Raw genomic sequence first — 11,317 nt, 5'->3', positions numbered from 1 at the left:
ATAGAAATATGAAGTTTTTTTATAAATACTTAGAAAAGCAAAAAAATTATATTCTACAAAGGATAATCATATCTTCAATTAGCTTCATTTTCCCTATATATAATTTGCATTCTTAATTCCTAAAAATTATATTTGCCTTTTAAATTGAAAATTGATATGATAAACAATGAACAAGTTAAGGACTTAGTGAATCGCCTGGGTGCGTTAAGGAGGTATCTTTGACGTAGATGCCAAACGTATCGAAATCACAAATGAAGAAGAAAAAACTTTTGCACCTGATTTTTGGGATAATCCAAGAGAGGCTGAAAAGGTAATGAAGGAACTCAGAGCTAAAAAGAAATGGGTTGAAGATTATGAGGTTTCAGAGGTTTTAACTTCTGATTTGGAGGTTTTATTAGAATTTCATAAAGAAGGAGCTGTCTCTACTGAGGAAGTAGATGAACAGTATGAGAAGGCTTTGCAAAGTATAGAAAATCTGGAATTTAGAAATATGCTTTCCGAAGAAGGAGATAGTATGAGTGCTGTATTACAAATTACTGCAGGCGCCGGAGGAACAGAAAGCTGTGATTGGGCTTCGATGTTGCTTAGGATGTACACAATGTGGTGTAATAATCAAAGATACAGCATAAAAACTTTAAATTTTCAAGAAGGAGATGTTGCGGGAGTAAAGACGGTAACTATTGAGATTGAGGGAGAATATGCTTTCGGGTATTTGAAGGGAGAGAATGGAGTCCATCGTTTGGTTCGGATTTCACCCTTTGATAGTAATGCGAAACGACATACATCTTTTGTTTCAGTTTACGTTTATCCATTGGCAGATGACACTATTGAAATTGAAATAAATCCTTCTGATATTACTTTTGAAACAATGCGTTCAAGTGGAGCAGGTGGTCAGAATGTTAACAAGGTAGAAACAGCAGTGCGTCTTCGCCATCATCCAACAGGAATCATTATTGAAAATTCTGAAACTCGAAGTCAGCTTGATAATAAAAATAAAGCTTTACAGCTTTTAAAATCACAACTTTATGAAATTGAGTTGAAGAAACGTCAAGCGAAACGAGACGAAATTGAAGCCGGAAAAATGAAAATTGAGTGGGGTTCCCAGATTCGTAATTATGTAATGCATCCGTACAAATTGGTAAAAGACGTTCGTACAGGGTGTGAATCTACTGATGTGGATAGCGTAATGAATGGCGAAATTGACCAATTTTTAAAGGCTTATTTGATGTTAATGGGACAGTCAGAAACTGAAAATTAGATCCAACGAATGAAAAAAGCTGGTGTAACATTTATTTTTTTACTATTTTTAGGACAGCTTTTTGCTCAAAATGAAGAAGTTGTACGTGGACGTGTGATGAATGATACAATCCCTATAGCAGGTGTTCACGTGCAAAATCTTCATACCGAATTGTTCTCCACCACTGATGAAAAAGGCTATTTTTCAATAAAGGCAGTTGCAGGAAATACTTTACAATTGACGCACGTTAGTATGCAAACGGTTTTCAGAAATATTGTAAAGGCAGATTTTCAATTTGCTGGAATAGTGATACAAATGAAGGAGCATATCAATGAGTTAGAGGAAGTTCAAGTAACGAAGTATAAAAATATTACGGCTCAAGAACTTGGAATTTTGCAACATACACCTATAGAAAGAACATACGCAGAGAAAAAAGTTTATAGTAATACCAGAGTTTTTAGTGGGGGATTAGATGTGGGTGCTCTCATTAACGCCATAACAGGAAGAACGAAGCAAATAAAAAAAGAGTTGGAAAATGAACGGAATATGGCTGTTGCAACCTATATTTCTGAAAAAATGAGTTATTTTTTGAAGAAAGAACTCAAAATCTCTCAAGAAGAAGTTGATGCTTTGGCGTACTATGTAATGGAAAGACCTCAGTTTCACGAAGTAATCAGAGCGAAAGACAACAAAACATTGGAATTTATGCTTATAGATGCTTGGCTGGAATTGCAAAAAATCCTCAAAGAAGAACTAAAAAATGAGGGCAAGTAATTGGATAACATTTGTGTTTTTTCTGTTTATAGGGAAAACGTTGGTTGCTCAGGAAGCCGTGATTATCAAGGGGAAAGTTGTTGATGAAAAACAAGCCTTGCAAGGAGTTCATATACAAAATTTGGAGAGAAATCGTTTTACGACAACAAATGCTGATGGAGAGTTTTCTATTGAAGTTTTTGAGGGCAATACGCTGAAAATTACTTATGTAGGGAAGGAAACAGTTCATCGTGTTGTTACTCAGTATGATTTAGAAGCTGGTCAATTGTTTTTCGTTAAAATGAAAGAGGAAGTAATTGAGATAGAGGAAGTTGAAGTTTCCAAAAATACGGACATAAACGCACAATCGCTCGGGATTTTACAACATAAACCCAAAATCCGAACATATAATGAAAAGCGAGTATACAACGAAACACGTATTCTTCCAAACGGAATTTTACCTCTGCTTGTTGGGTCGCTTGTAGTGAATTTAGAAGGTCTTGTAAATGCAATTACCGGAAAAAGCAAAAAGATAAAACAACTGGTAATCAATGATGAAAATATGAAAGTGAAGAATTACATCATTGAAAATATGTCCGCTTTTCTTCAGAAAACCGTTCGACTTACAACTCAGGAAATAGAATTGTTAGCCTATTATGTGATGGAAAAACCTCATTTTCACGATGTAATCAAAGCAAAAGATGATAAGACATTAGAGTTTATGCTCGCTGATGCTTGGGTGGAATTGCAACAGAATATGAAAAAAGAATCGGAAAACTAAAAAAATAGGCTGGTACATATTATCCCCAAAAAAATATTAAATCTTTTACTAAGAAATTAGAGATAAATTTTTTACCTTTGCTTAGTTGAAAATGACAAGTAAAATAAAATATCTTCTAATTTATAAAGCCCTATGTTAGAGAAAAGTATTCAAACAGCAAAAACGTGGCTTTCTGACATTTTTGATACAGAAACCCGAACCAAAGTACAAGAGCTTCTTAACGGAAATCTTGATGAGCTTAAAGAGTCTTTTTACAAAAGTCTCGAATTTGGAACAGGCGGAATGCGTGGTATTATGGGAATCGGGACAAACCGAATCAATAAATACACCTTAGGGAAAAATACGCAGGGTCTGAGCAATTACCTCAAAAAATCATTCCCAAACAAAGAGATTAAGGTAGCGATAGCTCACGATTGCCGTAATAATTCCAAAACACTGGCAAAGGTGGTGGCTGATGTTTTTTCTGCCAACGGAATAAAAGTATTTTTATTTTCGGATTTGCGTCCGACTCCCGAGCTTTCGTTCGCCGTACGTTATTTGGGGTGCCAATGCGGAATCGTTTTAACGGCATCACATAATCCTCCCGAGTATAACGGATATAAAGTGTATTGGGAAGATGGCGGGCAGTTGGTTCCTCCACAAGACGGAGAGATTATGAAAGCCATTGAAGAGGTTGATTTTAAGGACATCAACTTCAAAGCCAACGAAAATCTTATTGAATATATTGATAAGGAGTTGGATAATGCTTTTGCTGAGGCATCTATTAAAAATGGAAGTTTCAACGCTCCAGGCAAAGAAAACTTGAAAGTGGTATTTACTTCTTTACACGGTACATCTATCACAATGGTTCCTGAGGTACTCAAAAGAGCAGGATACACAAACGTTCACATTGTGGAAGAACAAGCAACGCCTAACGGAAACTTCCCTACGGTGAAATCTCCAAATCCTGAAGAACCCGAAGCTCTAACAATGGCTCTTAAAAAAGCAGATGAAATAGGAGCGGATATCGTTATTGGTACAGACCCGGATTGTGACCGCGTCGGTGTTGCCGTGCGTAATTTGGAAGGAAAAATGGTTCTCTTAAACGGAAACCAAACAATGGTGAAGATGACTTTATTCCTATTGCAAAGACACAAAGAAAAAGGATTTAAAGGCAATGAATTTGTTGGTTCAACAATTGTTTCTACTCCTATGATGAATGATGTAGCAACGGCTTTCGGGGTAGAATGTAAAGTAGGCTTAACGGGCTTCAAATGGATTGCAAAAATGATTCGTGATTTTTCTGACCAAACATTTATTGGTGGTGGAGAGGAGAGTTTCGGATATATGGTAGGCGATTTTGTACGTGATAAAGATGCCGTTACAGCCACGTTATTAGCTTGTGAAATTGCAGCAACAGCCAAAGCATCAGGAAGTTCTTTCTATAAGGAATTGTTGAAAGCCTATGTGGATTACGGTTTCTATAAAGAATACTTAATTTCGTTGGTGCGTAAGGGAATTTCAGGTTCTGAGGAAATTGCTCAAATGATGAAAAATCTTCGTGAAAATCCTTTGAAAGAAATTAATGGAGAAAAAGTTACAATGGTTGAGGATTATCAAACTTCAAAAGCTCATAATATTATAACGGGAGAAGTAGAAGAAATTGATATTCCAAAATCAAATGTACTTATTTATTACACTGAAAGCGGAACAAAAATCGCTGCTCGCCCAAGTGGAACTGAGCCTAAAATTAAATTTTACTTCAGTGTAAATACTTCACTTAATAGCATTGAAGAGTTCAAACAAACCGAAAAAGCTTTGGATGACAGAATTAAGGCTATTGTTAGGGATATGAAACTCAGCTAATTTTCTTCAAACGAACTAAATAATAATTTTTAAATTACCTTTGTATGAATCAACTTGGTTTTACAAAGGTAATTTTGTATTACCTTACAAAAACAAGTTCATTTTTCTTTGTTGAATGTTTTTCACTGAAACTATATCCCTCGTAATCAAATCCTTTTAAATCGTCAATGGTTTGAATGTTGTTCTTTATAATATATTTAACCATCAGTCCACGGGCTTTTTTTGCATAAAAACTAATAATTTTAAGTTCATCATTTTTCCAATCTTTAAAAGTTGGAGTGATGACTGAAGTTTTCAGTTTTTTTGTGTCAATTGCTTTGAAATATTCATTGCTTGCCAGATTTATAAATAATTCATTTTCTGATAGTTCATTGTTTAAAGTGCTTGTGATTTTTTCCCTCCAAAAGTCATATAAATCCTTGTTTTTCCCGATGCCAAATTTCGTCCCCATTTCCAAGCGATACGGTTGCATCAAGTCCAAAGGTTTTAACAATCCATATTGTCCTGAGAGAATCCTAAGGATGTTTTGCATTTTTTCAATTTCCTTATTATCAAAAGAATATACATCCAATCCCTCGTACACATCTCCATCAAAAACGTACACGGCCTGACGGGCATTTTCAGTTGAGAAAGGCAATGAAAATTCTTGATTTCGTTGCCAGTTAAGGTCGGCAAGCTTTTCCGAGATGTGCATTAATTCTGACAACTGTTTGGGAGTCAATTTTTTCAATTCCGAATTGATTGTTGCCATTTCCTGCTGAAAAACGGGTTGTGAATATTTTTCTGTAGGAATTTTTCGGTCAAAGTTCAGAGATTTTGCAGGAGAAATAACTATTTTCATAAAAATTACATCAATAAAAGAGTTGCGAAGATATGAATTCTGCATAAAAAATCAAAAAAGATTTTTCTCATTACTTCTTTATTCTTACCTTTGTGGGCATTTTTTAATAATTTAATAAATTAATATGAAAAAGATATTTTTAATTTTAACAGTATTCTTAGCTCTTTTAACTGCTTCTTGTTCAGGTGATTCTCCAAAATCGGTAGCAGAAAAATTTTTAACAGCTATGGAAAATCAGAATTTTGAAGAAGCCAAAAAATATTCTGATGATTCAATGAAGCAACTTTTAACAATGCTTGATGGTATGCCAAAAGAAAACAATAAAAAGGCTGAAAATGCGAAAGTTAAAGTTACAAAGGTAGAAAAAGAAGGTGATAAAGCAAAGGTTTTCTACATTATTGAAAGTACAGAGATTGAAGGAGAAAGCAAAGAACAAAGCATTGATTTAAAGAAGATTGACGGAAAATGGAAAGTTTCTTTCAATAAAGAGGATGCGAACAAAGAAACTCCTAACGCAGAGCCAAATTCAATGGATTCTGGCGATGAGGCAAGTGATGAAAATATGGGAACGGAGCTTGAAGATATGGAATCAGACGCTGTGTCTGCTACAACAGAGCAATAAATTACAGAAAAACTGAAAAATGAAGACATATTTTAAGAAAATAGCTTTATTTTTCAGTTTTTTTATCTTTTTTTTGTGGATAGGCTTTCATTTTTTCTTTTGGATAGACCGAAAACAGGAGAATAAGCTCATAAAACAAAATCAAACAATTACTCGCCTTACTCAAGAAGATTTAAAGAAAATACGACAGGGTGATATCATTTTACGAAGAGGATACGGCTTTTTTAGTGATTTGATAGCCAAAAAGTTAAATGACTCCGTTTTTGATGTTACTCACTCTGGAATTTTGTATTTGAAAGGGAATCAATGGTGGGTAATTCATTCACTTTCATCGGATGCAAGCGATACGGATGGAATGCAAGAGCAATCACTTGAGGAGTTTTTGAAAAGCTCAATGCCTGAAAAAATTATTGTTGTACGCCCTAAAAATATAAACGTAGAAGAAGGACAACATATTGTAAATCAGGCAAAATATTATTTAGAAAGAAGAATTCCGTTTGATAGAATGGGCATCATTGATGAATCTTCGCAAATGTATTGTACAGAGCTTATTTGGCAAATTTTGGAAACAGATTTAAAGCTGATTTCTCTTCCGAAAGATTCAAAACAACGAAAGGATTTATTTTATTCTATGACAGGGACTTATGATGATAAATATTTCGATATTGTTGTAAATAAATATCCTAAAAAGAATAAGAAAAGCAAAAATTGATAAGAAAATTAGATGTAATATTTGTCAGTTAAAAAAAATATCGTACATTTGCCCCACTTTTAAGTAGAGAAAATTTCTATAAATTTTATTTGAGAATAAGATATTTTAAAGATTTAGGACAATGAAAAGAACATTTCAACCATCAAAAAGAAAGAGAAGAAATAAACACGGTTTCAGAGAGCGTATGGCTACTGCAAACGGTAGAAAAGTATTAGCGAGAAGAAGAGCAAAAGGAAGAAAAAAATTGACAGTTTCTTCTGAACCAAGACACAAAAAATAATGTCGATGGTTGAATTTTACAATATATAAAGGTGTTATCTTTTTTAGGTAACACCTTTTTTTTAAATAAATTTATAATTTCAATAAATCTAAGTAGTAGTCTCTTTTATTATTTGCTTGATAATTTGTAAAAAAAAAATCGTTTATTCCAAAAACCTTAATGAAACAGAATGGTTGAAATGATGAAAAACATCAAAAAATATCTGAAGTTATATCACGAGAAATGTGACGAAAGTTTCAAAAAATGGGGATATTATTATCCGCCTCGCAATTGGGAGGAATTTGAAAAATGGAATCAAGATACTTTTGAGAAATATTTACAAGATTCAAGTGATGAAATCAGCAAAACAAAAGCGTATATCAGTCTGTTAAACAATACAAAAGAGTTTGGATTTTATCAGGCTTTTAGCAACCAAAATTTTGAACTTTTAAATAATGTTTTGTATCAAACTACACGACGTGAAATTTTATTGAGTTCTATAACAGCAAGTGGCACAGACCATTGTAATGTTTTTTTTGACGCTTTGTCGGCTTTTGCTTGCAATGACTTTGAGGTAATAGAAAATCTTTTTCCGAAAGAATTACCATATTCAAAAGGGCAATTTTATACTGAAAATGCAATTAATCTGTTGAAAACGATTTATTTTAAGGAAGAGCATTTGAAAGAAATAGCCTTGCAAAGGGCTGAAAAATTTATGCAAAAGAAGGTAACGGCTTGGGAAAAATTTGTGGTACTGTATTTTGTGTCGTTGGTAGAAAAAGATGCTCAAAACGCATCGGATTGTTTGCAGCAGCTTTGTGTAGCGTATCAAAAATTGGGTTATCCACGAGAAAAAATAGATAAATGTTTTGCTCAAGAAATTCACGGGTTGTACCGGTTGGTGCGTGAGCTTGATGCGAATTTGTTTGACAAAATTAAGATGCCAACACACGACTGTTTTTTTCAAGAGTTTGAAATTTGGCAACGGGAAAATCAGTTTCCGAAAGGAAAATTATTCTACATCTATCCACCAAAATTGGATTATATGAATCGAATTTTTAATGCCAAAATACCAAAAGTCGAACTTTTTGAAAAGGTATATTCTGAAAATAGAAAATATATTTTCAAAAATGTGGATAAATTTGCTGAGGATTTGACAGCAAACATAAAAGAAAATTTGTAAGTTGCACCTAAATTTGTGTGGTGTAATTACATTATTTATAAGTTAAATTTAGAATTTACAGATAAATCATAAAAAATAAATCTTTCTCTACAATTTTTGCTAATGGATTGAAGAGAAAAATTTTAAAAATAAAAATCGTAAAAAAATGCCAAAACGTAAAGATTTAAATTGTGTATTGTTAATTGGTTCGGGACCTATTATTATTGGTCAAGCGTGTGAGTTTGATTATTCGGGTTCGCAGTCGTTGCGTTCGCTTCGTGAGGACGGCATCGAAACGGTGCTTATCAACAGCAACCCCGCAACCATTATGACCGACCCTTCAATGGCTGACCACGTCTATCTCAAGCCACTAACCACCAAATCCATTGTTGAAATCCTAAAAAAACATCCCAATATTGATGCCGTTTTGCCTACAATGGGAGGGCAAACCGCTCTGAATTTGTGTATTGAGGCTGCGGAAAAAGGCATCTGGAAAGATTTTGGCGTGGAAATCATCGGCGTGGATATTGACGCTATCCAAATCACCGAGGACCGCGAGAAGTTCCGTGTGCTTTTGGACAAAATCGGTATTCCGATGGCACCTTCCGAAACGGCAAATTCCTTCCTTCGCGGGAAAGAAATCGCTCAGAAATTTGGGTTTCCGCTCGTGATTCGTCCGTCGTTTACTTTGGGCGGAACGGGTGCTTCTGTGGTGTACAAAAAAGAGGATTTCGACACGCTTCTCACTCGCGGTTTGGAAGCTTCTCCCATTCACGAGGTGTTGATTGACAAGGCATTAATGGGCTGGAAAGAATACGAGTTGGAACTCCTTCGTGATAAAAACGACAATGTGGTAATTATCTGTACCATTGAGAATATGGACCCAATGGGTATCCACACTGGCGACTCCATTACCGTTGCTCCGGCGATGACGCTTTCCGACAGAACCTTCCAACGTATGCGAGATATGGCAATCAAGATGATGCGTAGTATTGGCGATTTTGCCGGCGGTTGTAACGTACAATTTGCCGTTTCTCCCGATGAAAAAGAAGATATCATCGCTATTGAAATCAATCCGCGTGTATCGCGTTCGTCGGCATTGGCATCCAAAGCAACGGGTTACCCGATTGCTAAAATTGCTACGAAACTGGCTATCGGTTATAATTTGGACGAACTCAGCAATCAAATTACCAAGTCCACTTCGGCACTTTTTGAGCCTACGTTGGATTATGTTATCGTAAAAATTCCGCGTTGGAATTTTGATAAATTCGAAGGTTCGGACAGAACTATCGGTCTGCAAATGAAATCCGTAGGTGAAGTTATGGGAATTGGTCGCTCGTTCCAAGAGGCACTTCACAAAGCCACGCAATCACTTGAAATTAAACGCAATGGATTGGGAGCCGACGGCAAAGGGTACAAGAATTACGAGCAAATCATCGAGAAACTCACCAATCCGAGTTGGGATAGAGTCTTTGTGATTTACGATGCCATCGCAATGGGTATTCCGCTTTCGAGAATCCACGAAATCACCAAAATAGATATGTGGTTTTTGAAGCAATATGAAGAATTATACGCTCTTGAAAAAGAAATTTCTACTTATAAAATCGAATCTCTTCCTAAGGATTTACTATTGGAAGCCAAACAAAAAGGCTTTGCCGACCGACAAATCGCACATATGGTGGGCTGTTGGGAAAGTGAAGTGCATAAAAAACGTGAGGAATTGGGTATCAACCGCGTATATAAGCTGGTGGACACGTGTGCCGCCGAGTTTAAAGCACAAACGCCGTATTATTACTCTACGTTTGAAGCTCCGATTCGTGATGCGAACGGCAATCTTTTCACGGCGAACGATAGCGTAGTTTCCGATCGCAAAAAAGTAGTAGTTCTCGGCTCGGGACCTAACCGCATCGGGCAGGGAATTGAGTTCGATTACTGTTGTGTTCACGGGGTGCTTTCGGCTGCCGAGTGCGGTTACGAAACCATTATGATTAACTGCAACCCCGAAACGGTTTCTACCGATTTTGATACGGCAGATAAGCTCTACTTCGAGCCTGTTTTTTGGGAACATATTTACGACATCATTCAGCACGAAAAACCCGAAGGCGTTATCGTTCAGTTAGGCGGACAAACCGCATTGAAATTGGCTGAAAAACTCCACAAGTACGGCATTAAAATCATCGGAACGAGTTTTGATGCGTTGGATTTGGCAGAAGACCGCGGACGATTCTCCACGTTATTGAAAGAATTGGGCATTCCGTATCCGAAATTCGGTGTTGCCGAAACTGCCGACGAAGCCTTAAAATTAGCCGATGAGTTGGACTTTCCGCTTTTGGTGCGTCCGTCGTATGTGTTGGGCGGACAAGGAATGAAAATCGTTATCAACAAGCACGAACTCGAAGAACACGTGGTGGATTTGCTTCGTAAAATTCCGAATAACAAACTGTTGCTTGACCATTATTTAGATGGAGCTATCGAAGCCGAAGCCGACGCCATTTGCGATGGTGAAAACGTGTACATCATCGGGATTATGGAACACATCGAGCCTTGTGGGGTACACTCGGGCGATAGTAACGCCACACTTCCGCCGTTTAACATCGGTGAGTTCGTGATGCAACAAATCAAAGACCATACGCACAAAATAGCCAAAGCCCTGAACACGGTGGGACTGATAAACATTCAGTTTGCCATTAAGGACGACACGGTGTACATCATCGAAGCCAACCCGCGGGCGTCGCGTACCGTTCCGTTTATCGCCAAAGCCTACGGTGAGCCATACGTGAACTACGCTACCAAAGTGATGCTCGGTGAGAAAAAAGTAACCGATTTCAACTTCCAACCGAAATTGGACGGGTATGCCATCAAACAGCCTGTGTTTTCGTTCAACAAATTCCCGAACGTAAACAAAAAGCTGGGACCCGAAATGAAATCCACCGGCGAGAGCATCCTTTTCATAGACGACCTCAAAGACGACCAATTCTATGAACTCTATGCAAGAAGGAAGATGTATTTGAGTAAGTAGGGAATAGGCAATAGGGATTAGACAATAGTAGGGGCGAAAATTTTTTCGTCCCTTTTTTGTAATGAAAAACTCTTTTATTTTACTAT

At 36.5% G+C, this 11,317-nt stretch carries 10 protein-coding genes; 9 read left to right on the top strand and 1 reads right to left on the bottom strand.

The genetic code is table 11. From position 1 onward, the window contains the following. The first annotated feature begins 156 nt into the window (after positions 1-156). The 4 genes from prfB (at position 157) to GN105_RS09440 (ending at position 4,616) form a co-directional block, all read left to right on the top strand. Positions 157-1,258, top strand: a protein-coding gene (gene prfB / locus GN105_RS09455) for a peptide chain release factor 2 (protein ID WP_155285151.1) whose coding sequence is annotated in 2 segments (ribosomal slippage) — positions 157-219 and positions 221-1,258 — 1,101 coding nt in all. Because the reading frame shifts where the segments join, the coding sequence is not laid out codon by codon here. A 9-nt stretch (positions 1,259-1,267) separates the two neighbouring features. Then, positions 1,268-2,011 (top strand): carboxypeptidase-like regulatory domain-containing protein, encoded by a 744-nt coding sequence (locus GN105_RS09450; RefSeq protein ID WP_155285150.1) that lies wholly within the window; start codon positions 1,268-1,270, stop codon positions 2,009-2,011. Beyond that, positions 1,998-2,771 (top strand): carboxypeptidase-like regulatory domain-containing protein, encoded by a 774-nt coding sequence (locus GN105_RS09445; protein WP_155285149.1) that lies wholly within the window; start codon positions 1,998-2,000, stop codon positions 2,769-2,771. Before GN105_RS09450 ends, GN105_RS09445 begins: the two co-directional genes overlap by 14 nt. 132 nt (positions 2,772-2,903) lie before the next feature. After that, entirely contained in the window at positions 2,904-4,616 is a 1,713-nt protein-coding gene (locus tag GN105_RS09440) for a phospho-sugar mutase (RefSeq protein WP_155285148.1), read from the top strand. 79 nt (positions 4,617-4,695) lie between these two features. Here the strand turns inward: GN105_RS09440 and yaaA are convergent, their stop codons facing one another. Next, the gene (gene yaaA, locus GN105_RS09435) at positions 4,696-5,457 is read right to left on the bottom strand and encodes a peroxide stress protein YaaA (protein WP_155285147.1); all 762 of its coding nucleotides are present in this window, start codon (positions 5,455-5,457) and stop codon (positions 4,696-4,698) included. A 124-nt stretch (positions 5,458-5,581) separates the two neighbouring features. On the opposite strand from yaaA, the gene GN105_RS09430 reads away from it, so the two are divergent. The 5 genes from GN105_RS09430 to carB all read left to right on the top strand — a co-directional run bounded on the left by GN105_RS09430 (position 5,582) and on the right by carB (position 11,231). Then, complete coding sequence (locus GN105_RS09430) at positions 5,582-6,079, top strand: DUF4878 domain-containing protein (protein ID WP_155285146.1); 498 nt, start codon at positions 5,582-5,584, stop codon at positions 6,077-6,079. Positions 6,080-6,098: 19 nt separating this feature from the next. Beyond that, the gene (locus tag GN105_RS09425) at positions 6,099-6,791 is read left to right on the top strand and encodes a YiiX/YebB-like N1pC/P60 family cysteine hydrolase (protein WP_227977360.1); all 693 of its coding nucleotides are present in this window, start codon (positions 6,099-6,101) and stop codon (positions 6,789-6,791) included. Positions 6,792-6,912: 121 nt separating this feature from the next. Continuing rightward, a complete protein-coding gene (gene rpmH / locus GN105_RS09420; RefSeq protein WP_002669412.1) occupies positions 6,913-7,071 on the top strand; it encodes a 50S ribosomal protein L34 in 159 nt (52 codons plus the stop codon). A 178-nt stretch (positions 7,072-7,249) separates the two neighbouring features. Continuing rightward, positions 7,250-8,233, top strand: a complete 984-nt coding sequence (locus GN105_RS09415) for a hypothetical protein (RefSeq protein ID WP_173014992.1) — start codon at positions 7,250-7,252, stop codon at positions 8,231-8,233. 145 nt (positions 8,234-8,378) lie between these two features. After that, a complete protein-coding gene (gene carB, locus GN105_RS09410) occupies positions 8,379-11,231 on the top strand; it encodes a carbamoyl-phosphate synthase large subunit (protein WP_155285145.1) in 2,853 nt (950 codons plus the stop codon). Positions 11,232-11,317: the final 86 nt, after the last annotated feature.

This window comes from Capnocytophaga felis, from assembly GCF_009684755.1.
Taxonomy (GTDB): domain Bacteria; phylum Bacteroidota; class Bacteroidia; order Flavobacteriales; family Flavobacteriaceae; genus Capnocytophaga; species Capnocytophaga felis.
The sequence above is the reverse complement of the archived record's forward strand: the minus strand, read 5'-3'. Positions and strand labels throughout refer to the sequence as shown.

Bases quoted from the DNA above. Each gene is read 5' to 3' on its own strand.
- GN105_RS09430 (WP_155285146.1), top strand. From the start codon at position 5,582: ATGAAAAAGATATTTTTAATTTTAACAGTATTCTTAGCTCTTTTAACT.
- carB (WP_155285145.1), top strand. From the start codon at position 8,379: ATGCCAAAACGTAAAGATTTAAATTGTGTATTGTTAATTGGTTCGGGA.
- GN105_RS09450 (WP_155285150.1), top strand. From the start codon at position 1,268: ATGAAAAAAGCTGGTGTAACATTTATTTTTTTACTATTTTTAGGACAG.
- GN105_RS09425 (WP_227977360.1), top strand. From the start codon at position 6,099: ATGAAGACATATTTTAAGAAAATAGCTTTATTTTTCAGTTTTTTTATC.
- GN105_RS09440 (WP_155285148.1), top strand. From the start codon at position 2,904: ATGTTAGAGAAAAGTATTCAAACAGCAAAAACGTGGCTTTCTGACATT.
- GN105_RS09415 (WP_173014992.1), top strand. From the start codon at position 7,250: ATGATGAAAAACATCAAAAAATATCTGAAGTTATATCACGAGAAATGT.
- yaaA (WP_155285147.1), bottom strand. From the start codon at position 5,457: ATGAAAATAGTTATTTCTCCTGCAAAATCTCTGAACTTTGACCGAAAA.
- GN105_RS09445 (WP_155285149.1), top strand. From the start codon at position 1,998: ATGAGGGCAAGTAATTGGATAACATTTGTGTTTTTTCTGTTTATAGGG.
- rpmH (WP_002669412.1), top strand. From the start codon at position 6,913: ATGAAAAGAACATTTCAACCATCAAAAAGAAAGAGAAGAAATAAACAC.